The organism is Streptomyces sp. NPDC090083 (genome assembly GCF_044747445.1).
GTDB lineage: Bacteria > Actinomycetota > Actinomycetes > Streptomycetales > Streptomycetaceae > Streptomyces.
The window spans coordinates 468215-492931 of sequence record NZ_JBIVED010000001.1 but is presented as its reverse complement, the minus strand read 5'-3'; the positions used below and the strand labels follow the sequence as shown (position 1 = coordinate 492931).

Here is a 24717-nt window from a genome sequence, read left to right as displayed (position 1 = left end):
AGGGGAACCACCCATGAACGGCACGCGGATCGCCGCCGTCGGCCACTACCAGCCCGCCAAGGTACTCACCAACAAGGACCTGGCGGGCCTGGTCGACACCAGTGACGAGTGGATCACCTCCCGGGTGGGCATCCGGACCCGTCACATCGCCGGACCCGACGAGCCCGTCGACGAGCTGGCCGCGCACGCCGCCGCCAAGGCCCTCGCCGCCGCAGGACTCACGCCCGGGGACATCGACCTGGTCCTCGTCGCCACCTCCACGGCCATCGACCGCTCCCCGAACATGGCCGCCCGCGTCGCCGCCCGCCTCGGCATCCCCTCGCCGGCCGCCATGGACGTCAACGTCGTGTGCGCCGGCTTCACCCACGCCCTGGCCACCGCCGACCACGCCGTCCGCGCGGGAGGGGCCACCCGCGCCCTGGTCATCGGCGCCGACAAGATGTCCGAGGTCACCGACTGGAGCGACCGTACGACCTGTGTCCTGGTCGGTGACGGAGCGGGCGCCGCCGTCGTCGAGGCCGCCGAGGAACCCGGCATCGGCCCGGTGCTGTGGGGTTCCGTGCCCGAGATGGGCAACGCGGTACGGATCGAGGGCACGCCCCCGCGGTTCGCGCAGGAGGGGCAGAGCGTCTACCGCTGGGCCACCACCCAGCTCCCGCCGATCGCCCGCAAGGCCTGCGAGAAGGCGGGACTGACCCCCGCCGACCTCGCCGGAGTCGTCCTGCACCAGGCGAACCTGCGCATCATCGAGCCCCTCGCCGAGAAGATCGGCGCCGTCAACGCGGTCGTCGCCCGCGACGTCGTCCAATCGGGCAACACCTCCGCCGCCAGCATCCCGCTCGCGTTCTCGAAACTCGTCGAACAGGGCGCCGTCCGCACCGGCGACCCCGTCCTGCTGTTCGGCTTCGGCGGAAACCTGTCCTACGCGGGCCAGGTCGTCCGCTGCCCGTGACCTGCGGCTCCGTTCGACGCGGCACCGGATGTGACGCGATCGACTCCCGTGGTCTCTGGCGGGTGTGCGCCGTAGACTGTAGACGATAGACAATCGATACTGGGCGGTACGGCTCCTGCCGTCCGTCCACTGTCCGCCGACCGCTGTCTACTGTCTGCACCATGCCGATGCTGCCCAGGAGGGGGACCGCGATGTTGTCGCAAGGACTGCCGCAAGGTGCCGTGCCCAAGCTCGAACGTCCGGGCCCGCTGCGCGACCGCGTCTACGAGGCCCTGCTCGAACTCATCACCACACGCGCCCTGCAGCCCGGCCAGCATCTCGTCGAGAGCGAACTCGCCGGACACCTCGGAGTGTCCCGGCAGCCCGTGCGGGAGGCCCTGCAGCGGCTCAACACCGAGGGCTGGGTCGATCTGCGGCCCGCCCAGGGCGCGTTCGTGCACGAGCCCACGGAGGACGAGGCCGACCAACTCCTCACCGTCCGCACCCTGTTGGAGGCCGAGGCCGCCCGGCTCGCCGCCGTCAACGCGGGCAAGGCGGGCATCACCGTCCTGGAGGAGCTGTGCGCCGAGGGCGAGCGCGCGGTCGACGCCGACGACGTGGACGCCGCCGTCGCCATGAACGCCCGCTTCCACGCGAAGATCATGGAGCTGGCCGGCAACGCCGTCCTGGCCGAACTCGCCGCGCAGGTCGACCGCCGGGTCCGCTGGTACTACACGCCGGTGGCCCGCCAGCGCGGCCTGTCGTCCTGGATCGAGCACCGCAGTCTGATCGACGCCATCGCGGCCCGCGACGAACTGCGTGCCGGCCTGCTGATGCGCGAACACACCGAGCACACCCGGCGGTCGTACCACGAGCGCGCCGACTCCTGACCCCGGGAGGGCGGTCGGCCCGGAGGATGCCCGCCGTCCCGGTGCCGGCGCGGCGCGATGGCCCTCCCGGCCGGGGAGGGCCACCAGCCGGTCCGACGACCGTGGCCGGCGAACTGTCAGGCTGCGGGCTGCGGTTGGTGAACCTGGGTCGACACCCGGTCGCCACGCCCTGGTTGACGCAGCAGCAGGGCGATGGCCGCCGCCACCATCGAGACACCTCCCGCGAGTGCGTACGCGCCGTTGTAGCCCCAGGCCGCGACCACCATCGAACCGAGGCCGCCGCCGAACAGGCCGCTGATGAGCTTTCCGCTGTACACCAGGCCGTAGTTGGTGGCGTTGAAGTTCTCGCCGAAGTAGTCCGGGGTCAGGGCGGCGAACATCGGGTAGAAGGCGCCGCCGCCGAAGCCGGAGAGGAAGGCGAAGAACAGGAACAGCCACTCACTGCGCAGATGGCCGGCCCAGATCACGCCGAACTGGGCGAGGCCCAGGACCAGGATGACGAAGACCAGGGTGAGTTTGCGGCCCCACAGGTCGGACAGCCAGCCGACGACGGCGCGGCCGATGCCGTTGATGACGGCCATGATGCCCATCGAGGACGCCGCCACCAGCGGACCGAAACCGACGTCCTTGGCGAAGTCGACCTGGAAGGAGATGCCGAAGATCGACACCCCGGCGGTGAGCACGATCGACAGCCACATCAGGGGCAGCATGCCGGTCCGGATGGCCTCCTTCGGGGTGAACTGCCGTACGGCGGGCGGGTTCTTGGCGAGACTCGTCGCGCTCTTGCCGCTGCCGCCGTGGGTCAGCGGGTCGATGTCGTGGGGCCACCAGTTCTGCGGCGGGTCCTTGAAGAAGAACGCGCAGCCGAACACCACGATCAGGATGTAACACCCGATCAGATCCAGGACCCGGTGGTAGTTCCCGGTGTCGAACGCGTAGTTGAAGATGAAGATGAACGGCAGCGAGCCGTACGCGAAGCCACCGTTGACGAACCCCGTGCGGGCGCCCCGCCGTTCGGGGAACCACTTGCCGACCATGTTGATGCAGGTCGCGTAGACGAGCCCCGCACCGACGCCGCCGATCACGCCGAAGCCGACGATCGCCAGCCACACGTTGCTCAGGTGCGACAGGGCCAGGAAACCGATGACGCACAGCACCGAGCCGATGAACATCGCCCGGCGCGCCGTCAGGATGCCCTTCTCGCGCATCCACCCCGCCGGGAAGGCGATACCGGCCTGGAAGAAGACCCAGATGCTGAGGATCCAGAAGGTGTTGCTCTGCGTCCAGCCGTGCGCGCTGGACAGGGTGTCCTCCGCCGAGCCGTACGCGTACTCGAAGACACTGATCGCCATCATGGCGATCCACGGCAGATAGATCATGATCTTTCGCGAGTGGCCGAGGATGTCCCGGTCGGTCTCGCCGACGCGGTAGACCCGGCCGTGGGCGTCGGTCACTTCACGGTAGGGACGGTTCGCGGCGCCGGATTCGTTCGTGGTGATGGGATCTGCGGTCATATCACGCCATCTCCTCGCCGAGCGGTTGCGGATTGGGCACGATGCGCCGGGCACTGGGCCTGCCCGGCGCCTTGAGGAAGAGCGCCAGCACCGCGGAGGCCAGGCCCACCGAACCGGCCAGGACGAACGCGCCGTGGTAGTCCCACTCACCCACGACGACCGCGCCCAGACCGGAGCCGACGAGCCCCGAGATCAGCTTCGAGCTGTAGACCATCCCGTAGTTGCCGGCGTTGTGGTTCTCGCCGAAGTAGTCGGCCGTCATGGCGGCGAACAGCGGGAAGATCGCCCCGCCGCCGAAACCCGAGACCATGGAACAGAACAGGAAGAACGGCATGCTGCCCATCTGGCCCGAGACCAGCACGCCGAACTGCGCCGTACCGAGCACGAGACACACGATGATCAGCGTGTGGCGGCGGCCGTAGCGGTCGGAGATCCAGCCGATGACCCCGCGCCCGGTGCCGTTCACGATCGCCTTGAGGGACATCGCCGTGGCCACGATCCCGCCCGCGAAGCCCATGTCCTTGCCGAACGGCACCTGGAAGGCGATGCCGAAGATGTTGATGCCGGCCGTGCACAGCAGACAGAACCACATCATCCAGAGCACGGGGGTACGGGCGGCCTCCTTCGGTGTGTACTGCTTGACCGCCGGCGGGTTCTTCTCCAACGCCCGCCGGATCCTGGGGTCTTGGGCCGCCTTCAGCGGATCGACGTGCGGAGGCCACCAGTTCTTCGGCGGATCGCGGAAGAACCAGCCGGCCGACGCCACCACCAGACACAGCCCCACGCCGACCAGACTCAGCAGCACCTTGTAGTTGCCGAGGTCGAGGACGGAGGTGAAGAGGAACACGAACGGCACGGAGCCGTAGGCGAATCCGCCGTTGACGAAGCCGGTCTTGCCGCCCTTGCGCTCCGGATACCACTTGCCGACCATGTTCACGCAGGTCGCGTACACCAGGCCTGCGCCGATCCCGCTGCACATGCCGAAGCCGAGGTAGGCGACGAGCACGTTCGGCGCGAAGGCCAGTGCCAGATAGCCCAGCAGGGTGCCGAGCGCGCCGAGCAACATGGCCGTGCGCGCCGGGAGTCGGCCGCTCTCGCGCAACTGCCCGGCGGGGAAGGCCACGGCCGCCTGGAAGAACACCCAGACGCCCATCAGCCAGAAGATGTGCCCACTGCTCCACAGATGCGCGTCATGGAGCGTGTCCTCCGCCGACGTGAACGCGTACTCGGCGGAACTGATGCCCATCATGCCCACCCAGGGCAGGACGACCATCCACTTGCGCGCCCGGCCCATGATGTCGGCATCGGACTCCCCGATGCGGTACATCCGGCCGTGACGGTCCGTCACTTCCCGGTAGGGGACGGACGTCGAGCAGTCCGTTGTTGCCATCGCTCAGTGCCCCTTGCGTCGAAAGTTGTGGCCAGCGCCCCCTGTCCATCGCCTTTCGCGTGCGCACGGGTCCCCGGGGCCGGCCGACCGCACTGTCGGCCGGCCCCACGTCGGCTCACGTCATGAACCACCGCCCAACAGGCCTGCCGCGCGCGCCCATCGGTACTTCGCGGCGAGCACCGCCACCGGCTTCTCCGTCGTGTACGGGTACGCCACCACCCCGCGCTCGTACAGGTACTGGCAGGCCTCCTCGACCTCCACGTCACCCGCGAGCGAGGCCACCACCGGCTTCTCGACGCCGCGTTCCCTGAACTCGGCGACCACCCGCGCGGTCAACTCGGCGAAGACCATGGGGGGAGTGACGATGGTGTGCCAGTAACCGAGGACCAACGCGTGGATGCGCGGGTCCTCCAGACCGAGCCGGATCGTCGCCGCGTACGTCGACGGCGGCTCGCCCCCGGTGATGTCGACCGGGTTGCCCGCGGCGCCGAAGGGCGGGATGAACGTCCGGAAGGACGCGTCCAGATCGGCCGGAATCTCCATCAGGGAGAGGCCGTTGTCGGTCACCGCGTCCGAGAGCAGCACACCGCTGCCGCCGGCGCCGGTGATGATGACGACGTTGTCCCCCCGCGGAGTCGGCAGCACGGGCAGCCCGCGCGCGTACTCCAGCATGTCGTTGAGCCCGGGGGCCCGGATGACGCCGGCCTGCCTGAGGATGTCGTCGTACACCGCGTCGTCACCGGCCAGCGCGCCCGTGTGCGAACCCGCCGCCCTCGCGCCCGCCGCCGTACGACCCGCCTTGAGCACCACGACCGGCTTGCGGGGTACGGTCTTCCGCGCCGCCTCGACGAACGCGCGGCCGTCCTTGAGGTCCTCCAGGTGCATCGCGATGCACTCGGTGTGCGGGTCCTCGCCGAACCAGGTCAGCAGGTCGTCCTCGTCCAGGTCCGACTTGTTGCCGAGCCCGACGATCGCCGACACCCCCGTCCTGGTGGTCCGCGCGAAGCCGAGGATGGCCATCCCGATGCCGCCGGACTGCGAGGTCAGCGCCACCCCGCCCTTCACGTCGTACGGCGTGCAGAACGTGGCGCACAGGTCCTGCCAGGTCGCGTAGTAGCCGTAGATGTTCGGGCCGAGGAGACGGACGCCGTGCCGTTCGGCGATCGCCACGATCTCCTCCTGGAGGGCGACTTCACCGGTCTCCGCGAACCCGGAGGGGATGAGGACGGCGTTGGGGATGTTCTTGCGGCCCACCTCCTCCAGCGCCGTCGCCACGAACCGGGCGGGAATGGCGAAGACGGCCACATCCACCTCACCGGGAACGTCCGTGACACTCTTGTACGCCTTGCGGCCCAGAATGTCATCGGCCCTGGGGTTCACCGGATGGATCTCCCCGGCGAAGCCGCCGTCGAGGAGATTGCGCATCACCGAGTTGCCGATCTTGCCCGGCTCGTTCGAGGCACCGATCACGGCGACCGAGGCCGGCTCCATGAGGCGGCGCATGGTCGTCAGGATCTCGTCGTGTGTATACCGTCGACGGGCCACCGGCTGCGATTCCGCGAGGATCACCCGGATGTCCGCCGCGACGGCGCCCTCCGGAGTCGCGATCACCGGATTGAGATCCACCTCGGCGATCTCCGGGAAGTCCGCGACCAGTTGGGACACCCGGCGGATCTGCTCGGCGACGGCCCACCGGTCGACCGCCGCCTGTCCGCGTACCCCGCGCAGGATCTCCGCCGCCCGGATCGAGTCCAGCATCGACAGCGCCTCGTCCGGGGTCACGGGAGCGAGCCGGAACGTCACGTCCTTGAGGACCTCGACCAGCACCCCGCCGAGCCCGAACGCGACGACCTTCCCGAACGTCGGGTCGGTCACCGCGCCGACGATCACCTCCTGCCCCTGCGGCAGCAGCTCCTGCACCTGGACGCCCTCGATGCGGGCCTGCCCGTCGTAGGCCCGCGCGTTGTCGACGATCGTGTGGAACGCGGCCCGTACCTCCGCCGCGCCCTCGACCCCGACGACCACTCCGCCGGCGTCGGTCTTGTGCAGGATGTCGGGGGAGACGATCTTCATCACGACGGGGCCGCCGAACCGCGCCGCGTACGCCACCGCCTCGTCGACGTCCGTCGCCAGTTCCTCGCCCGGTACGGCGATCCCGTACGCGTCGGCGATCACCTTGCCCTCGGGCGCGGTGAGCGCCAACCGCCCTTCGGCCCGCACGGAGTCGAGCAGCGCACGCACCCTGAGGGTCCGGTCCTCCGCCATCACGTCAGATCACCCCGTTCGACTTGAGCAGGCGCAACTCTTCGTCGCCGAGACCGAGTTCGCCGACGTAGACCTCTTCGTTGTGCTCGCCGAGCAGCGGTGAACCGGTCACGTGCACGGGGGAGTCGGAGAGCTTCAGCGGGCTGCCGACGGTGACGAACTCGCCGCGCTCGGGGTGCGGCACCGTCACGACCATCTCGTTGGCGACCAGCGACTCGTCCTCGATGATCTCCCTGGTCGACAGGATGGGCCCGCACGGGATGTTGTGGGCGTTCAGCCGCTCCAGCACCTCCCACTTGGGCAGCGTGGACGACCACTCCTCGATCAGCTGGAACATCTTGGAGAGCTGCGGCAACCGGGCCTCGGGCGTGGCCCACTCGGGATCGTCGCCCAGCTCGGGCCGGCCGATCAGCTCCGTCAGCGGCTTCCAGCCGACGGGCTGCACGATCACGTACACGTAGTCGTTCGGGCCGCCCGGCGCGCACTTGACCGCCCAGCCGGGCTGCCCGCCGCCGGACGCGTTGCCCGAGCGCGGCACCTCGTCGCCGAAGTCGTCGTTCGGGTACTCGGCGAGCGGCCCGTGGGCCAGGCGCTGCTGGTCGCGGAGCTTCACCCGGCACAGGTTGAGCACGGCGTGCTGCATGGCCACGTTGACACGCTGACCCCGGCCGGTGTGCTCACGCTGGAAGAGTGCCGCCAGTATCCCGGCTACTGTATGCACTCCTGTGCCCGAATCGCCGATCTGAGCGCCCGTGGCCAGCGGCGGCCCGTCCTCGAAGCCCGTGGTCGACATCGACCCGCCCATCGCCTGTGCGACGACCTCGTACGCCTTGAAGTTGGTGTACGGACCGTCCCCGAAGCCCTTGATGGACGCATACACGATGCGGGGATTGATCTCCTGTATGCGATCCCAGGTGAACCCCATACGGTCGACCGCGCCCGGCCCGAAGTTCTCGACCATGACGTCGGAGCGGCGGATCAGCTCGGTGAGGATCTCCTTGCCGCGCTCGGTCTTGGTGTTGAGGGTGATGCTCCGCTTGTTGCAGTTGAGCATCGTGAAGTAGAGCGAGTCGACGTCCGGGAGGTCGCGCAGCTGCTTGCGCGTGATGTCGCCGGTCGGCGCCTCCAGCTTGACGACGTCGGCGCCGAGCCAGGCGAGCAGTTGGGTCGCGGAGGGGCCGGACTGGACGTGCGTCATGTCGAGGACGCGGATGCCCTCAAGTGCCCTGGCGGTCATGGCCGTTCACCTCACTTGTACATCGTCTGGTTCATGGTTCCGGGGGCGTACGCGTCCGGGTCGACCCAGACGTTGATCAGCGACGGCTTGCCCGACTCCCGGGCCCGTCGCAGCGCGGGGCCGATGTCGGCGGGGTCGCGGACCTCCTCGCCGTAACCGCCCAGCAGCTGGGCGAACTTGTCGTAGTGGACGTCGCCGAGGGTGTTGCCGACCCGCTCGCGCTCCAGGCCGTACTTGGCGGCCTGGCCGTAACGGATCTGGTTCATCGAGGAGTTGTTGCCGACGATCCCGACGAACGGGAGGTCGTAGCGGACGAGGGTCTCGAAGTCCCAGCCGGTCAGGGAGAACGCGCCGTCGCCGAAGAGCGCGACGACCTCCTTGTCGGGACGGGCCTGCTTGGCGGCGAGGACGAACGGGACGCCGACGCCGAGGGTGCCGAGGGGGCCCGGATCCATCCAGTGGCCGGGCGACTTGGGCTGCACGACCTGCCCGGAGAAGGTGACGATGTCGCCGCCGTCGCCGATGTAGATCGAGTCCTCGGTGAGGAAGTCGTTGATCTCACTGACGAGCCGGTACGGGTGGATCGGTGACGCGTCCGACCTGAGACTCGGCAACCGCTTCTCGATCGCGGCCTGTTCGACGGCCCGCAGCTCGTCGAGCCACTCCTTGCGCCGGGACGCACCGCCGTTGAGGCGTCCCGAGGCGGCCTCCGCCACCGACTTCAGGACGAGCCCCGCGTCCCCGACGATGCCGAGGTCGATGTCGCGGTTCTTGCCCACGGTGCGGTAGTCGAGGTCGATCTGCACGACGGTCGCGTCGGGGGAGAGGCGCTTCCCGTAGCCCATGCGGAAGTCGAAGGGCGTGCCGACGATGACGATGACGTCGGCGTGGGAGAAGGCGTGCCGCCGCGAGAGCTGGAAGTGGTGCGGGTCGCCGGGCGGGAGGGTGCCGCGGCCCGCGCCGTTCATGTACGCGGGGATGTTGAGCGTGCGGACGAGGTCGATGGCCGCCTCGGTGCCGCGCGTCGTCCACACCTGGCTGCCCAGCAGGATCGCCGGCTTCTCGGCGTGGACCAGCAGGTCGGCGAGCTTCTCGATCGCCTCGGGGTCGCCGGCCGTGCGGGTCGAGGCGCGGTAGGCGCCGGGCCTGGGCACCCGCGCCTTGCCCACCGGCACCTTCGCGTCGAGGACGTCGCGCGGTATCTCCAGGAAGGAGGGGCCCGGCGCGCCGTGGTAGCACTCGCGGAACGCCATCGACACCATGTCGGCGGCCCGGGCCGTGTCCGGCACGGTCGCCGCGAACTTGGTGATCGGCGTCATCATGTCGACGTGCGGCAGGTCCTGGAGTGACCCCATCCTGTGCTGGGTGAGGGCCCCTTGGCCGCCGACGAGCAGCATCGGCGACTCGGCGCGGAAGGCGTTGGCGACACCGGTGACGGCGTCGGTCGTACCGGGTCCCGCGGTGACCACCGCGCAGCCGGGCCTGCCGGTGATCCGCGCGTAACCGTCCGCCGCGTGGGCCGCCACCTGCTCGTGGCGTACGTCGACGACTTCTATGCCCTCGTCGACGCAGCCGTCGTAGATGTCGATGATGTGGCCGCCGCACAGGGTGTAGATGCGGTCGACCCCCTCGGCCTTCAGGGCTTTGGCGACGAGATGACCACCGGAAATCACGTCCTGGGTGTCGTCGGGCATGGCGGAGTCCTGTCCCTTCGTAGGGGGTTGGAACGCTCTCGCGGTACATTGCATACAGTCGACGAATACTGTATGAAGCTTGTTATCCCGCATCCGGTGGGTGGTGTCCAGGGGGCGTGCGGCACTTTTCGAGGGACTCGTGGTAGCTCCCGGGCAGACACAGTGGGCAGGAGCCGAGATGGACCTGTACGAGCACCAGGCACGGCAACTCTTCGAGGACCACGGCATCTTGGTGCCCCGGGCCGAGGTCACCGCCTCGTCCAAGGAGGCACGGGAGATCGCCCGCAGGCTGGGCGGACGCGTCGTGGTGAAGGCGCAGGTCAAGACCGGCGGACGCGGCAAGGCGGGCGGGGTCAAACTCGTCGCCGACCCGGCCGCCGCCGAACTGACGGCACGCCAGATCCTCGGCATGGACATCAAGGGACACACGGTCGGCAGCGTGATGCTGGCCCAACCCGTCGACATCGAGAGCGAGTTCTACGTCTCCTACGTCCTCGACCGCGCGGCGGGACGCTTCCTCGCCATCGCGTCGGCCGAGGGCGGTACGGAGATCGAGGAGGTCGCCGCCCGCCGGCCGGAGGCGGTGGCCCGCATCCACATCGACCCCGCCGAGGGCGTCACCTCGGCCAAGGCGGCCGAGATCGCCGACGCGGCCGGCCTGCCGCCGCAGACCGTCGACGTCCTCGTACGGCTGTGGGAGGTGCTGGTCCGCGAGGACGCAGTCCTCGTCGAGGTCAACCCGCTCGTCCGGACCCGGCAGGGACAGATCCTCGCCCTCGACGGCAAGGTGACCCTGGACGACAACGCCCGCTTCCGGCAGTCGCGTTGGGGAGGCGAGGACTCGTCGCACGACGATCCGCTGGAGGCCGTCGCCGCCGCGAAAGGGCTCAACTACGTCAAGCTCGACGGCGAGGTCGGCATCATCGGCAACGGCGCGGGCCTGGTCATGTCGACACTCGACGTGGTCGCCGGCTGCGGCGCCCGCCCCGCCAACTTCCTCGACATCGGCGGCGGGGCATCGGCCCAGGTCATGGCCGACGGACTGTCCGTCATCCTCTCCGACCCGTCCGTGACCTCGGTGTTCGTCAACGTCTTCGGCGGGATCACCGCATGCGACGCGGTGGCCGACGGCATCGTACGGGCCCTGGAAACCGTCGAGTTGACCAAGCCGCTGGTCGTCCGGCTCGACGGGAACAACGCGGCCAGGGGCCGGGCCGTCCTCGACGGTCACGCGCATCCGCTGGTCCAGCAGGCCACCACCATGGACGGCGCCGCCCGCCGGGCCGCCGAGCTCGCCGACGCACGCTAAGGAGCCGGGACATGGCGATCTACCTCACCAAGGAGAGCAAGGTCCTCGTCCAGGGCATGACCGGCGGCGAGGGCATGAAGCACACCCGCCGGATGCTCGCGGCCGGCACGGACGTCGTCGGCGGCGTCAACCCGCGCAAGGCGGGCCGTACCGTCGACTTCGACGTCCCCCAGTACCCGAACGGCCCGGGAGGCACCTCCATGGCCGTGCCGGTCTTCGGGTCGGTCGCCGACGGTATGCGGTCGACGGGAGCCGATGTCAGCGTCGTGTTCGTGCCGCCGGCCTTCGCCAAGGCCGCCGTGATCGAGGCCGCCGACGCGGGCATCGGCCTCGCCGTCGTCATCACCGAGGGCATCCCGGTCCACGACTCGGTCGCCTTCACGGCGTACGCCGCGTCGAAGGGCACCCGGGTCATCGGTCCCAACTGCCCCGGCCTGATCACCCCCGGCCAGGCCAACGCGGGCATCATCCCCGCCGACATCACCAAGCCGGGCCGCATCGGCCTGGTCTCCAAGTCCGGCACCCTCACCTACCAACTCATGTACGAACTCCGGGACATCGGCTTCTCCACCTGCGTCGGCATCGGCGGCGACCCCGTCGTCGGCACGAGCCACATCGACTGCCTCGCCGCGTTCCAGGACGACCCCGACACCGAACTCGTGGTCCTCATCGGGGAGATAGGCGGCGACGCCGAGGAACGCGCCGCCGCCTACATCCGCGACCACGTCACCAAACCGGTCGTCGGCTACATCGCCGGCTTCACCGCCCCCGAGGGCAGGACGATGGGCCACGCCGGCGCCATCGTGTCCGGTTCCTCCGGAACGGCGGCGGCGAAGAAGGCGGCGCTGGAGGCCGTGGGCGTCGCCGTAGGAAGCACGCCGACGGAGACGGCGCGGCTGGTGCTGGACCGTCTCGGCGCCGAGGAGCCGGCGAGTGACGTCACTCATAGCTGAGGTGCCGTGACTGCCGCGCTCCTCCGAGCGCAACTAGCTTCATACGCAAGGCCGTTCGGCCGTACAAGCAGCTAAGCCGTACACGGTTCAGCCGTGCAGCGGTTCGCGCGTAGGACGGCTCGCGCGTACGGCGATTCGTGCCGTGGACCGTTCCTGTTTCACCCCGCCCCGACTGTGCACCGAGAGCGGAGCAGAAGCATGGCATCAACCCTCACACCCGGCATCACCCCCACCCCCGCACCCTCCGTCCGTCCCCCGACCCTCAAGGCGGGCACGTCCTGGGAGGACGCCTGGCGGCGTTGTCTCGCCGTCGCGCCCGAGGCGTTCCAGGACGACCGTGTCCTCAACCTCTGGAACGCGGCCTGGCAGCGGGACGGCCGGGCCCTGCCCGCCACCACCCCCGTCGACGGCAGCCCCATCGCCGGGCCGCCCCGGCTCGACCGTTCCGCCGCCCACCGGGCCGTGCGTGCCTCCCTCGACCAGCACCGCGCCTGGCGCCATGTCCCGCTCGACGAACGGCGCGCCCGCGTCGCCGCCACGCTGGACGCGCTGACCGAACACCGTGAACTCCTCGCGTTGCTGCTGGTCTGGGAGATCGGCAAGCCCTGGCGGCTCGCGCAGGCCGACGTGGACCGGTCCATCGACGGTGTGCGCTGGTACGTGGACGGCATCGAACCGATGCTCGCCGGCCGCGGTCCACTGGACGGCCCGGTGTCCAACATTGCGAGCTGGAACTACCCGATGAGCGTGCTCGTCCACGCGATGCTGGTCCAGGCGCTGGCCGGGAACGCGGTCATCGCCAAGACCCCGACCGACGGCGGTGTCGCCTGCCTCACCCTGGCCGCCGCGCTGGCCGCGCGCGAGGGAATTCCGGTCACCCTCGTCAGCGGCAGCGGGGGCGAGTTGTCGGAGGCGCTGGTCCGCGCGCCCGAGATCGGCTGCGTCTCCTTCGTCGGCGGGCGCGACACCGGAGCCGCGGTGGCCACGGCCGTGGCCGACCTCGGCAAGCGGCACATCCTCGAACAGGAAGGACTCAACACCTGGGGCATCTGGCACCACACCGACTGGGACGCGCTCACCGCCGTCGTCCCCAAGCTCTTCGACTACGGCAAACAGCGCTGCACCGCGTATCCGCGCTTCGTCGTCCAGCGCGAGCTCTTCGACGACTTCCTCGCGGCCTACCTCCCGGCCGTCCGCAGCCTGCGCGTCGGACACCCGTTGGCCGTGCAGGACGCCCAAGACCCGTACCCGCGGCTCGACTTCGGCCCGTTGATCAACGCGGCCAAGGCCAAGGAACTGCACGACCAGGTGGCCGAGGCGATCGACCGCGGCGCCGTACCGCTGCACCGCGGCAAGCTGTCCGACGCCGACTTCCTTCCGGGGCAGGACACTTCGGCGTACGTCCGTCCCGTCACGCTCCTCAACCCGCCGCCGTCGTCCCCGCTGCACCACGCGGAACCGTTCGGACCGGTCGACACCATCGTCCTGGTCGACACGGAGGCGGAGCTGCTCGCCGCGATGAACGCGTCCAACGGCGCGCTGGTCGCCACCCTGTCCACCGACGACCGGGCGACCTACGACCGACTCGCCCCGCAGATAAGGGCGTTCAAGGTCGGCCACGGCACACCCCGCTCACGCGGCGACCGTGACGAACTGTTCGGCGGCTTCGGCGCGTCCTGGCGCGGAGCCTTCGTCGGCGGCGAACTCCTCGTCCGCGCGGTGACGTACGGGCCGGTGGGGGAGCGGTTGCCGGGGAACTTCCCGGAGTACCAGCTGATGCCGTGAGCGGCGGCCGGGCGGCGCTCGTGTCCGCTTCCGGCGGGCGCCGCCCGGGCGGCTGCGGCGGCGCCCGTGCCCAGGCTGTCGTAAGCCGTCACCCTCCCGGGTGATCAGGCGATCAGGTGATCAGGTGTGCTGACGATCAGCTCCAGGACGCAGTCGGGATACGGTCGGCGCATGGCCCACGATGAGCGTCCCGCGCCTCTGGAGTCCCGGCTCGGATACCTCCTCAAGCAGGCCCAGGCGCGGCTGGCGCGGGCGTCGGCCGAGGCGTTGGTGCCGCACGGAGTGGACGGGCACGAGCTGGGTGTGCTGGCGGTGCTGTCGGCGGGGGAGTCGTTGTCGCAGGTCGAGGCCGCCGGGCGGCTCGGGGTGGACCGCACCACGATGGTGTCGTTGATCGACGGCCTGGAGGACCACGGTCTGGTCGAACGCCGGCGCAGTCCGCACGACCGCAGGAAGAACATCGTCGAGCTGACTCCGGAGGGCCGGGACTGCCTGCGCAGGGCCGAGCAGGCCCGGCGCACCGCAGAGCGCCGCTTCCTCGCGCCGCTCGACGAGGAGGCGGCGGCGACCCTCGTCCGGGCACTCCAGACGCTGGTGATCGCCGAGCGCGGGTGAGCGGCGGGAACCGGCCCGCGGCCGTAGCCGATCGCTCACCCGCGGTGGCGGTTTCGCACAGGTCACCGGGTGTCCGCGAGCGGCTCCCGCAGGGACGGATATGCAGGTGAAAGGCGCTCCGAAAGCTTGGTATTGTTGTCCATGTCGCCGCGGGGAACACCCCCGGCCAGGCGGCAGACACCTGGTCCGGGTGGCGGAATGGCAGACGCGCTAGCTTGAGGTGCTAGTGCCCTTTATCGGGCGTGGGGGTTCAAGTCCCCCCTCGGACACAGCGAGACGCAACACCCGCCTCCGGCGAAAGTCGGAGACGGGTGTTCTGCTGTGTCAGGGGGAGTGCGTGTGTCGGGGGAGCGTGCCGGGACTCGGCCCGAGCCCTCAGCTCAGCGTGAAGTCGTCCGCCGTGACCGCCGACTGCCCGTACCAGCCGTGGACGTAGACCGTGACGGTTCCGGAGCTGCCGGTGGTGAAGGGGACCTTGAGCTGGTTCCAGGTCGTGTTGTTCGACCAGGTGCTCGCGGTGGCGCCGCCCGAGACTCCGAGGTAGGCGTACGGGCCCTGCACCCAGGCGGTGAGGGTGTAGCTCTTGTTGGGGGACAGGGTGACGGTCTGGTCGCACTCGGCGGTGCCGGCGGCTGTCGGGGTGACCTGGAGGCTGTGGCTGCCGCTGTGGACCGGGCTGGAGACCACCGCGCCGCCCGCCGCACACGTCCACGGGCTGAGACTCCCGGTCTCGAAACCGGCGTTGGTCAGTGAACCGCCCCCGCCGCCGGTCGTCGTGACCGTGAGTGTGTAGGTCGCGCTGTGGCTGCCGGACGCCGCGCTGCCCGTGACGGTGATCGGATAGCTGCCCGCGGCTACGGACGAGCCGACCGTCGCCGTCAGTGTCGAGCTGCCGCCCGAGGTCACGGACGGAGGACTGAAGGCGATGGTGACGCCGGTCGGTGCGCCGGAGGCGGTGAGGGCGACGGACTCGGCGCTGCCGGAGGCGACGGCGGTGGAGACGGTCGCCGTGGCCGAGCCACCCTGCGTGACCGACGCCGAGCCCGGCGACAGGGAGAGGGAGAAGTCCGTGCCGGTGCCTCCGCCGCCCCCGCCGCCCGTGCCCTCGTACGGTACGAACGCGTCGGTGAACGCGAGGCTGTTCTGGCTGATCTGGCTGCACGTGGGAAGGGAGTTGGCGTTTCCGCCGCATGCCTGGTCCCGGGTGATCGCCCAGAAGGCCAGCCGTCCGACGCCGTTCTGCGCGGCGAAGCTCTCCACCGTCTGCGCGTCGGCCAGCGTGAAGGTGGAACCGTCGTCGTTCTTGCCGATCATCGGCGTGATGCCGAGGTTGGCATAGGTGTAGCCGGAGTCGACCGACTGCATCTGCGCCAGCGTGGCCTTCGCCGCGGAGACCGCGCCCTGGCCCATCTCGGTGCCGGTGCCCGCGTAGTAGTCCATGGCCATGACGTTGACCACGTCGATCTTGATACCCGCGTTCTTGGCGGCCTTGAGGATGTTGACGCCGTCGTTCGTCAGCCCGCTCGTCAGCACCGGCAGGGTCATGGAGAACTGCAGGCCGGGGTTGGACGCCTTCAGGTCCTTCATCGCCTGCATCTGGCGGGCCGCCGCGGCGGTGTCCGCGATGGCGGCGCCCTCGATGTCGAAGTCGAGCTGGGTGACGCCGTAGTCGTTGATGATGGCCTGGTAGCCGGCGTCGATGCTGCTCTGAGTGGAGCAGGTCCAGGCGAGCGGTTCGCCGCTGGCCCCGCCGGAGGAGACGATGACGGAGGCACCTTCGGACTTGGCCCTGGCGATCTCGGGGTCGGTGAAGGAGTCGTTGCCGATGGGGAGCGTGTCGCCCCAGATCTGCGTACAGCCCACGCCGAGGACGAAGGCCGCGGTGTACGCCTTGAGGTGGTGGCCGGTGATGGCGGTGTCGAGCAGTCCTTCCTGACCGTTCGACATGTCGACGTAGGGGGCGACGGAGTAGACGCTGCTCCCCGCGGCGCTGCTTGCGGGGGCCAGGGCGACGGTGACGCCGGTGACCGAGAGCGCGAGGGCGGACACGGACGCCGCCAGTCTTGCCAAGTGCATGACAGTTCCCCTTTCGGGGGTGCCCATCGGGGCGGGGTGAGGGATGCGTGCGTGGTGACTGGATGCGGTGACGGAATGCGGTGAGGGGTGAGATGCCTGGGTGCGGTGCGGTGCGCAGGTGAGATGCGGGTGTGCGTCGTGCGAGTTATTGGTACATACCAAACAACTCGCCGGGCTCTCCGTCAAGAGGACTAGACCAACTTGGTTCGTGCCTCAACTCCCTTGCGGAGCAAGCCCGCCGGAGTCCTACGTCCCTGACGGGCCGACCGTGTGTCGACGTCGAGCCCGTGCTCCACGGCGCCCGCCAGGGGAGATGCGGATGGTCGGCCACCCCGTCGGCCGCGCGTGAACTCGGGCCGACGGCCACGCGGTTGGACCCTTGCCAACTTCACACCCAGAAAGTCGTGCCCGCCTCGTTGACATGCCATCGGCGCAGGCGTTTCACTCGACACTCGTGCATGGCAACGTTGTCAGGCCGTGGGAGCGACCAGGAACTGTTGCCTGTCGCCGGCGTTCCGGTGCATTCCGGCGCGCCGCCACCTGATGTGCGAAGCACGAACCGCTGCGGAGGCGACCGATGGTGAGACCCCGACGTCCAGCCGTGCCACGTGACCGAAACAGATTCCGCCAACGCCTTGCCGTCGTCTGCGTGTTGGGCATGACGGCCCTCACGCTTCCGGCGATCGGGACCGCCTACGCCGCGAGTTCCGCGACGCCGTCCCTGGTGACGGATCCCGCGTCCCTCGTCAACCCGCTCATCGGCACCTCCGGCGCGGTGGACACCTTCCCCGGCCCGGACATGCCGGCCGGCATGGTGCAGTGGGGGCCGGACACCACGCCCCACCGGCCCGACGGCGGCGGCTACGAGTACCAGGACAAGAAGCTCTCCGGCTTCAGCCTGACCCACATCTCGGGACCCGGCTGTCCCGTGGCGGGCGACCTGCCGATCCTGCCGGTGACCGGCGCGCTGTCGGGCGACCTCGGCAGTACGTCCGTCGGGTTCAGCCACGCCGACGAGAAGGCCGGCATCGGGAGTTACCAGGTCACCGACGCGAACGGCGTGAAGACCGAACTGACCGACACCACGCGCGCCGGGCTCGGCAGCTTCACCTTCCCGACGGGTCAACAGGCCAACCTGCTCTTCAAGTTGAGCGGTGGCGCGACGCAGGTGGACGGGACCCGCGTCCAGGTGGTCAGCACCAAGGAGATCAGCGGGGCGATCGACAGCGGTCACTTCTGCGGCGCCGGCAACCGGTACACGCTGCACTTCGACATCAAGTTCGACCGGCCGTTCACCGCGAGCGGCACCTGGGTCGGCGGCACCATCAACCCCGACGCGAAGTCGCTGAAGGCCGGAAAGGCCCAACTCGCCCCGCAGGCCGCCGAGTCGGCGCCGCTGAAGGAGAAGCACTTCACCGTCCCGGCCAAGCCGGCCCCGACGGTCCACGGGACCGGCGCCAAGGGCACGCCGTCCGCCACGGCCAAGGCCGCCCAGCCGCCCACCACCGGCGCCAACGGCATGTACCTCACCTTCGACACCTCCGCGAACCCCACGGTCACCGCGAAGGTCGGCGTCTCGTACACGAGTGACGCGGGCGCGGCGAACAACCTCGCCACCGAGATCAAGAACTGGAACCTCGGCGCCGTCGAGCGGGCCAACCACGACGCGTGGAACGCCGTGCTGAACAAGGTCCAGGTGGGCGGTGGATCCGCCGACCAGCAGACGCAGTTCTACACGGCCCTCTACCACGCGCTGCTGCATCCCAACGTCTTCTCGGACGACGACGGCCAGTACATGGGCATGGACAACCAGGTCCACAAACTCGCCAAGGGACAGAAGGCCCAGTACGCCAACTACTCGGGCTGGGACACGTACCGCTCCCAGACCCAGCTGATGGCCATGGCCGAACCCAAGGTCGCCTCCGACGTCGTCACCTCGATGCTCAACGGCTATGACCAGACGGGCCTGTTGCCCAAGTGGGCCTCGAACAACGGCGAGAGCTACGTCATGGTCGGCGACCCGGCCGCCGGCATCATCGCCGACGCGTACGCGTTCGGCGCGACGGACTTCGACACAGGCAAGGCCCTCGCCGCCCTCCAGCACGAGGCCACCGTCCCGAACAACGACCGCCCCGGCGAGGCGGTGCGGGACGCGAAGGGCTATCTCCCGCTCGACGAGAACGACTACAACTGCTGCAACTTCTACGGCCCGGTCTCCACTCAACTCGAGTACGACTCCGCCGACTACGCCATCGCGGCCTTCGCGAAGTCGCTGGGCAAGACGTCGGTCTACGAGAAGTTCGCCACCCGTGCCCAGGACTGGATGAACGTCTTCAACCCGCAGACCGGCTACATGCAGGCCAAGAACAAGGACGGCCAGTTCGCGAGCGGTTTCACCCCCGGCACCTCCAACGGCTTCGTGGAGGGAACCTCCGCGCAGTACACGCCGATGGTCCCGTTCAACCTCAAGCAGTTGATCCAGGCGCGCGGCGGCGCGAAGGAGTACTCGTCGTACCTGGACAGCCTGCTCGACGACATCACGAGCCCCGGCAACACGGATGCCGACCTGAGCAACGAGCCCAGTGTGGAGATCCCCTGGGAGTACGACTACACGGGCCAGCCCTGGAAGACGCAGGCAGCCGTCCGTGAGGCGCAGCAGAAGCTGTACTTCAACGCTCCGGTCGGCTCGTTCGGCAACGACGACCTCGGCGCGATGAGTTCCTGGTACGTCTGGTCCGAGCTGGGCATGTACCCGGAGACCCCGGGCACGGACACGCTCGCGCTCGGCAGCCCGGCCTTCCCGGCGGCCAAGGTGACCTTCGGCAACGGGAAGACGGTGCGGATCAACGCGCCGCAGGCCGCGACCGACGCGCCGTACGTGCAGTCGCTCGCGGTCAAGGGCCAGGCCTGGAACGCTCCGTGGCTGACCTACCAGAAGTTCCAGGGGGCCGGCTCCCTCGACTTCACGCTCGGTACGCAGCCCAACACCGCCTGGGCGTCCGCCCCTTCGGCGGCGCCGCCGTCGGACACCACGGGCGGCGGACGGGTGCTGGCCGCGACCGGTCCCGCGAACGGCCTGGTGCTCCAGCCGGGTTCGGCCGGTGACGGCACGCTCGACCTGACCAACCTGGGCAGTACGGCCGTCATCGTCGACTGGAAGGCGACGGCGCCCTCCGGCGTCACGCTGGACAGCGCGTCCGGTTCGCTGACGGTGCCCGCCGCGGGCAGTGCCGAGGCCAAGGTCCGGGTGACGGCGGGCGCGGACGAAGGGCTGTTCCCGGTCACGTTCGCGCTCACCGACCACGGCACCGGTGCGGCGCTGGCCGGGGCGTCCCTCCGGGTGGCGGTGGCCAAGGCCGGTGCGCTGTGGCCGTACGACACGAACGAGGGCATCTATCCCGACGGCGCCACCTTCTCGGGCGGGTTCGACGGCGGGGGCTGGGCCTTCTCGCAGAACGCGCTCGCGGCGGCCGGTGTCACCAGTGGTGCGCCTCTCACGGTCGACGGCATCGACTACACCTGGCCCACGGTGACGTCGGGTCAGCTGGACAACCTGGAGATGGCCGGACAGACCATCTCGATGCCGGCCGGCACGTCGGGTGCGTCGCTCGGGCTGCTGGGCACGGCGACCAACGCGCCGACCGACGGCAGCGGGGTCTCCGGCGCGGTGACCGTCACGTACACCGACGGCACCACCTCACAGGGGACGGTCACCTTCCCGGACTGGACCCTCAACGGCGGTTCCAGCAAGCCGATTCCGGGTGACACGACGGCCGCGACGACGGCCTACCGGAACACCGGGAGCGGCGGCCGGGACAGTGTGAAGACCTATGTCTTCGCCACGAAGGTCGCGTTGGACCCGTCCAAGCAGGTCGCGTCGATCACGCTGCCGGTGACGGGCTCGACGGGCACCGACCATCTGTTCTCCTACGGCTTCGGCCAGTAGGCGGGACGGGACGGAGGCCAGGGAAGGGGCCGGTTCCGGGCGCACGCCTGGGGCCGGCCCCGCCGGCAACGGGGTTGTCCCCGGGGTCGGTTGGGTCATTTGAGGTGGACCAGGATCCGGCCTGCGTTGGTCGGATCCGTCTCCACCCGGGCGTAGAGCTTCCTGAGGTGCTTCTGCGCCAGCACGGCCAGCACCCGCTTCTTCAGCTGGCCGGTTCCCTTGCCCGGGATGATCTGGACGGTGTCGACCCCGGTGGCCGCGGCCTTGAACAGGGTCTGCCGCAGGGCCGTGTCGATGGCGCGGTCGCTGCGGAAGACGGGGTGCAGATCCAGGGTGAGCAGGGCCATCGCCTCCGGGGTTCGGCATACGGTCGTGGCGGCCGGTTTCGCCATGGCCGACCGTAAGCCGTAGCCGGCCACGCCTCAAGGTGTACGTCCCTGGGCCGACAGGCCGCCCGGAAATCCACCGGAGGCCCGATGACGGCGCCCCGGGTCCGGCAGCAGGGTGGCGGCCATGGGTGAACCCGGAGAACTGACGAAGCGTCACAGACGTTCCTTGACGAGCCGGTTGGCGGCAGCCGCCGCCGTCCTCTGCCTCACCTCGGCCACCGTCGCTCTGCTCCCCGCCTCCTCGTCCGCCGTGACGGGACAGGGCGGCGAGACGGTGGCCGAGGGCGGGCACACGGTGCGGATCAGCCGGACCGAGTACGGCGTACCGCACATCCTGGCCCGGGACTTCGACGGGCTCGGATACGGATACGGGTACGCCTTCGCGCAGGACAACGTGTGTGAACTCGCCGACCACATAGTGACCTTGAGAGGTGAGCGGTCCCGGTTCTTCGGGCCCGACGGAGAGCCCGGCGAGGGCGACCCGGACCGTTCCAACCTCGCGAGCGACACGTACTACGGCGGACAGCTGCGCGCGGGCACCGTCCGTCAACTGCTGGCCCGGAAGGCGCCGTTGGGGCCGACCACCGAACTGCGCCGGATGGTCGAGGGATACGCCGCCGGGTACAACCGCTACCTCCGCGACACCGGCGTCGACCACCTCCCGGACCCCACCTGCAAGGGCAGGCCCTGGGTTCGGCCGATCACCGCGCTCGACCTGTGGAGCGTCGTCTACGACGTCAACAGGGTCACCGCGACCGTGCCGTTGGTCCCGGACATCGGCGATGCGAAGCCCCCTGCGGCGACTTCGTCCGGCACCGGCGGCAGCGCTGGTGCCCGCACCGCGTCCATTCCGGCGTCCACCGCATCCCCCCTGACACCCACCGCCCCCGGAATAGGCAGCAACGGCTGGGCACTCGGCCGGGACGCCACCCGGACCGGCAACGCGATGGTCCTCGCCAACCCGCACCTGCCCTGGGCGGTCGGCTACTTCCGCTTCTACCAGGTGCAGTTGACGATCCCCGGCACCCTGGACGTGTCCGGCGCCGGTCTCTACGGCACCCCGCTGGTCGAGATCGGCCACAACAGCACCCTGGCCTGGACGCACACCGCGAGCGACGCCCAGCACTCCTCCGTCTACGCGCTGAAGCTCGCGCCCGGCGATCCGACCAGCTACGTGCTCGACGGCAGGACCGTCCCCATGGACCGCCGCACGGTCCCGGTCACCGTCCGGGACGCGGAGGGAAGGCTGTCGACCGTCCAACGGACCCTGTACTCCTCGAAGTTCGGGCCCGTGCTGTCCACCGGCTGGACCACGACCACCGCCTACGCGATCCGTGACGCCAACACCGGCAACCTGCGCTCCATGAACACCTGGCTGGCCATGGGCAAGGCCCGCAACCTGAGCCGGTTCCGTGCCGCACAGGACACGACCCAGGGCGTCCCCTGGACCTACACCCTCGCGGCGGACACCAGCGGCAGCACCTACTTCACCGACTCCTCGGCCGTCCCGCACCTCACCGACGCCCAACTCCGGCGCTGCACCCTCCCGGAGGGCGACGGGCCCACCGCCCTGGACGGCTCCACATCGGCCTGTGCCTGGGGCAGTGACCGCGACGCGCTGGTGCCGGGCCTCTACGGACCGTCCCACCAGCCGAGGTCGAGCCGCACGGACTACGTCGCCAACTCCAACAACGGTCCCCAGTACGTCAATCCGGCAGCGCCGATCACCGGCCTCCCGGGTGTGTACGACACCGATCCCCGACTCGACGAGCGGGCCCGGCTCGGGCTGCGCATGATCGCCCAACGCCGGGACGGCACCGACGGGTTGGGCGCACCGGGGTTCACCGAGAGCACCCTGCGCGCGTCGATGCTCGGCAACCGTGTCCTGTCCGCGGAGACGGGCCGCGACGACGTGGTCGCCCTGTGCCGCGCCCGTCCGACCCTGAGCGCCACGGACGGCAGTCGGGTCGACGTGTCACGGGCGTGCGCGACGCTCGCCCGCTGGGACACCCGCGCCGACACCACCAGCCGGGGCATCGTCCTGTGGAGCACGTTCTACGACTTCCTCGCGGCCGACGGCCCGTTCGGCACCTGGCACCGCGTCCCCTACGACCCGGCGCACCCCCTCACCACGCCACGCGGCATCAACGGCGACGACCCGCGCGTCCCACACGCCCTGGCCGACGCGGTCCAGGACCTCGCCGCCCGTGACCTCCCGGTCGACGTCGCGCTCGGCGCCGTACAGAAATGGAACGGCATCCCGCTGCCCGGCTGCGACGTGGGCTGCTTCGACGTCGTGGAGGCCGGCCCCGACTCGGGCACCGGCACGCCGACCGCGGGCGCCTTCGGCAGCAGTTTCCTGATGACCGTCGAACTGACCCCCGACGGCCCCCGCGCCCACACCCTCCTCACCTACGGCGAGTCCGCGAATCCGGCATCGCCCCACTTCTCGGACCAGACCCGCCTGTTCTCGCGCAAGCAGTGGGTCGCGGAGCGCTTCACGCAGGCGAAGATCGCCGGTGACCCAGCGCTGGAGGTGACGACTCTGCGCAGGTGAGAGGGGTCGACGCGACGCGGGCCGGTCGTAACCCGGTTGCTCGGATGGCGGGTTGACTGGTCTATACCCTTGACTGGTACAGACCAATACGGTTCAGTGGGCGGGACATCCCCCACCACGGCCGCCCCCCCCACGCCGTGACCGGTCCGACCGGCCCGTGCGCACGAAGGCTCCGCTCCGCCCTGCCCTTCCGCGGGGAACGGCCGTGCTCCACAGAGGAGTTGAACCCTGTGTCGAGACGCCGCATCGCCGCAGTGCTGACCGCACTCGTCCTCGGTAGCCTGACGCCCGTGGTCCTACCCGCCGCCGGCGCCTCCGCCGCCTCCTGTTCGAGCTATCCCAACTGGGTGGCCGGCAAGTCGTACGTCACCGGCAACATCGTGCGCTACACCGATGGCAAGGCGTACATCGCCGAGCACGACAACCCGGGCTACGACCCGGTCATCAGCACCTGGTACTGGGAGCCGTACGCCTGCGACGGCGGTTCCGGCACGCCCGTCGGCAACTTCGTCGTGAGCGAGGCCCAGTTCAACCAGATGTTCCCGAGCCGGAACTCCTTCTACTCCTACAGCGGTCTCACCGCCGCCCTCAGCGCCTACCCGGGCTTCGCGAACACCGGCAGCGACACCACGAAGAAGCAGGAGGCCGCGGCCTTCCTCGCCAACGTCAGCCATGAGACGGGCGGGTTGGTCTACATAGTCGAGCAGAACACCGCCAACTACCCGACGTACTGCGACTGGAGCCAGTCGTACGGCTGCCCTGCCGGTCAGTCCGCCTACTACGGGCGCGGTCCGATGCAGCTCAGCTGGAACTTCAACTACAAGGCCGCCGGGGACGCGTTGGGCATCGATCTGCTGAACAACCCCTGGCTGGTGCAGAACGACTCGGCCGTGGCCTGGAAGACCGCGCTCTGGTACTGGAACACCCAGAGCGGTCCCGGCACCATGACCCCGCACAACGCGATCGTCAACGGCGCCGGCTTCGGCCAGACCATCCGCAGCATCAACGGCTCGGTCGAGTGCGACGGCAGGAACCCCGCACAGGTGCAGAGCCGCGTGGACGCCTACACGCGGTTCACCTCGATCCTCGGGACCAGCACCGGGGGCAACCTCTACTGCTGACGGTGCGGTGCGGGCACCGGCCGGACCACTCCATCGGCCGGTGCC

Annotated in this window: 16 protein-coding genes and 1 tRNA gene; 10 read left to right on the top strand and 7 right to left on the bottom strand. The window is 69.8% G+C overall.

What is annotated here, in order from left to right:
• Positions 1-13: 13 nt before the first annotated feature.
• Together ACIPTO_RS02035 and ACIPTO_RS02030 are read left to right on the top strand one after the other, a co-directional pair.
• A complete protein-coding gene (locus ACIPTO_RS02035) occupies positions 14-952 on the top strand; it encodes a beta-ketoacyl-ACP synthase III (RefSeq protein ID WP_366311467.1) in 939 nt (312 codons plus the stop codon).
• Between the two features lie 191 nt (positions 953-1143).
• Positions 1144-1821 (top strand): GntR family transcriptional regulator, encoded by a 678-nt coding sequence (locus tag ACIPTO_RS02030; RefSeq protein ID WP_366311465.1) that lies wholly within the window; start codon positions 1144-1146, stop codon positions 1819-1821.
• A gap of 116 nt (positions 1822-1937) precedes the next feature.
• On the opposite strand, the gene ACIPTO_RS02025 is transcribed toward ACIPTO_RS02030, so the two are convergent.
• The 5 genes from ACIPTO_RS02025 to ACIPTO_RS02005 all read right to left on the bottom strand — a co-directional run bounded on the left by ACIPTO_RS02025 (position 1938) and on the right by ACIPTO_RS02005 (position 9921).
• The gene (locus tag ACIPTO_RS02025) at positions 1938-3335 is read right to left on the bottom strand and encodes an OFA family MFS transporter (protein ID WP_401188637.1); all 1398 of its coding nucleotides are present in this window, start codon (positions 3333-3335) and stop codon (positions 1938-1940) included.
• 1 nt (position 3336) lies between these two features.
• Entirely contained in the window at positions 3337-4725 is a 1389-nt protein-coding gene (locus tag ACIPTO_RS02020; protein WP_401188634.1) for an OFA family MFS transporter, read from the bottom strand.
• 120 nt (positions 4726-4845) lie between these two features.
• The gene (locus ACIPTO_RS02015; RefSeq protein WP_401188632.1) at positions 4846-6990 is read right to left on the bottom strand and encodes an acetate--CoA ligase family protein; all 2145 of its coding nucleotides are present in this window, start codon (positions 6988-6990) and stop codon (positions 4846-4848) included.
• Between the two features lie 4 nt (positions 6991-6994).
• Positions 6995-8227 (bottom strand): formyl-CoA transferase, encoded by a 1233-nt coding sequence (gene frc / locus ACIPTO_RS02010; RefSeq protein WP_401188629.1) that lies wholly within the window; start codon positions 8225-8227, stop codon positions 6995-6997.
• An 11-nt stretch (positions 8228-8238) separates the two neighbouring features.
• Complete coding sequence (locus tag ACIPTO_RS02005; RefSeq protein ID WP_401188627.1) at positions 8239-9921, bottom strand: thiamine pyrophosphate-binding protein; 1683 nt, start codon at positions 9919-9921, stop codon at positions 8239-8241.
• 178 nt (positions 9922-10099) lie between these two features.
• Between ACIPTO_RS02005 and sucC the strand changes: the two genes are divergently transcribed.
• From sucC to ACIPTO_RS01980, 5 genes are all read left to right on the top strand, one after another.
• Positions 10100-11230: an ADP-forming succinate--CoA ligase subunit beta gene (sucC, locus tag ACIPTO_RS02000; protein WP_401188624.1), complete on the top strand. Its 1131-nt coding sequence runs from the start codon at positions 10100-10102 to the stop codon at positions 11228-11230.
• An 11-nt stretch (positions 11231-11241) separates the two neighbouring features.
• Positions 11242-12183: a succinate--CoA ligase subunit alpha gene (gene sucD, locus ACIPTO_RS01995; RefSeq protein ID WP_366311451.1), complete on the top strand. Its 942-nt coding sequence runs from the start codon at positions 11242-11244 to the stop codon at positions 12181-12183.
• 198 nt (positions 12184-12381) lie between these two features.
• Complete coding sequence (locus ACIPTO_RS01990) at positions 12382-13968, top strand: aldehyde dehydrogenase family protein (protein ID WP_401188620.1); 1587 nt, start codon at positions 12382-12384, stop codon at positions 13966-13968.
• Positions 13969-14139: 171 nt separating this feature from the next.
• Positions 14140-14583 carry a MarR family transcriptional regulator gene (locus tag ACIPTO_RS01985; protein WP_366311447.1) on the top strand — a complete coding sequence of 148 codons (444 nt, stop codon included), beginning with the start codon at positions 14140-14142 and terminating at the stop codon, positions 14581-14583.
• A gap of 184 nt (positions 14584-14767) precedes the next feature.
• Positions 14768-14852, top strand: a tRNA-Leu gene (locus ACIPTO_RS01980).
• A 106-nt stretch (positions 14853-14958) separates the two neighbouring features.
• Here ACIPTO_RS01980 and ACIPTO_RS01975 read toward each other — a convergent pair.
• Complete coding sequence (locus ACIPTO_RS01975) at positions 14959-16659, bottom strand: carbohydrate binding domain-containing protein (RefSeq protein WP_401188617.1); 1701 nt, start codon at positions 16657-16659, stop codon at positions 14959-14961.
• Positions 16660-17317: 658 nt separating this feature from the next.
• Here ACIPTO_RS01975 and ACIPTO_RS01970 point away from each other — a divergent pair.
• Complete coding sequence (locus tag ACIPTO_RS01970; RefSeq protein ID WP_401188614.1) at positions 17318-20605, top strand: lectin; 3288 nt, start codon at positions 17318-17320, stop codon at positions 20603-20605.
• A gap of 95 nt (positions 20606-20700) precedes the next feature.
• On the opposite strand, the gene ACIPTO_RS01965 is transcribed toward ACIPTO_RS01970, so the two are convergent.
• Positions 20701-20997 carry a Smr/MutS family protein gene (locus ACIPTO_RS01965; protein ID WP_401188611.1) on the bottom strand — a complete coding sequence of 99 codons (297 nt, stop codon included), beginning with the start codon at positions 20995-20997 and terminating at the stop codon, positions 20701-20703.
• Between the two features lie 163 nt (positions 20998-21160).
• Here ACIPTO_RS01965 and ACIPTO_RS01960 point away from each other — a divergent pair, with 163 nt between their 5' ends.
• A complete protein-coding gene (locus ACIPTO_RS01960; protein ID WP_401188608.1) occupies positions 21161-23551 on the top strand; it encodes a penicillin acylase family protein in 2391 nt (796 codons plus the stop codon).
• A gap of 230 nt (positions 23552-23781) precedes the next feature.
• The gene (locus ACIPTO_RS01955; RefSeq protein ID WP_366311439.1) at positions 23782-24672 is read left to right on the top strand and encodes a glycoside hydrolase family 19 protein; all 891 of its coding nucleotides are present in this window, start codon (positions 23782-23784) and stop codon (positions 24670-24672) included.
• Positions 24673-24717: the final 45 nt, after the last annotated feature.

Excerpts from the sequence above, each read along its gene's own strand:
- ACIPTO_RS01990 (WP_401188620.1), top strand. The coding sequence starts at position 12,382 with ATGGCATCAACCCTCACACCCGGCATCACCCCCACCCCCGCACCCTCC.
- ACIPTO_RS01970 (WP_401188614.1), top strand. The coding sequence starts at position 17,318 with ATGACGGCCCTCACGCTTCCGGCGATCGGGACCGCCTACGCCGCGAGT.
- ACIPTO_RS02020 (WP_401188634.1), bottom strand. The coding sequence starts at position 4,725 with ATGGCAACAACGGACTGCTCGACGTCCGTCCCCTACCGGGAAGTGACG.
- ACIPTO_RS02005 (WP_401188627.1), bottom strand. The coding sequence starts at position 9,921 with ATGCCCGACGACACCCAGGACGTGATTTCCGGTGGTCATCTCGTCGCC.
- ACIPTO_RS02015 (WP_401188632.1), bottom strand. The coding sequence starts at position 6,990 with ATGGCGGAGGACCGGACCCTCAGGGTGCGTGCGCTGCTCGACTCCGTG.
- ACIPTO_RS02030 (WP_366311465.1), top strand. The coding sequence starts at position 1,144 with ATGTTGTCGCAAGGACTGCCGCAAGGTGCCGTGCCCAAGCTCGAACGT.
- sucC (WP_401188624.1), top strand. The coding sequence starts at position 10,100 with ATGGACCTGTACGAGCACCAGGCACGGCAACTCTTCGAGGACCACGGC.
- ACIPTO_RS01965 (WP_401188611.1), bottom strand. The coding sequence starts at position 20,997 with ATGGCGAAACCGGCCGCCACGACCGTATGCCGAACCCCGGAGGCGATG.
- frc (WP_401188629.1), bottom strand. The coding sequence starts at position 8,227 with ATGACCGCCAGGGCACTTGAGGGCATCCGCGTCCTCGACATGACGCAC.
- ACIPTO_RS02035 (WP_366311467.1), top strand. The coding sequence starts at position 14 with ATGAACGGCACGCGGATCGCCGCCGTCGGCCACTACCAGCCCGCCAAG.
- ACIPTO_RS01985 (WP_366311447.1), top strand. The coding sequence starts at position 14,140 with ATGGCCCACGATGAGCGTCCCGCGCCTCTGGAGTCCCGGCTCGGATAC.
- ACIPTO_RS02025 (WP_401188637.1), bottom strand. The coding sequence starts at position 3,335 with ATGACCGCAGATCCCATCACCACGAACGAATCCGGCGCCGCGAACCGT.
- ACIPTO_RS01975 (WP_401188617.1), bottom strand. The coding sequence starts at position 16,659 with ATGCACTTGGCAAGACTGGCGGCGTCCGTGTCCGCCCTCGCGCTCTCG.
- sucD (WP_366311451.1), top strand. The coding sequence starts at position 11,242 with ATGGCGATCTACCTCACCAAGGAGAGCAAGGTCCTCGTCCAGGGCATG.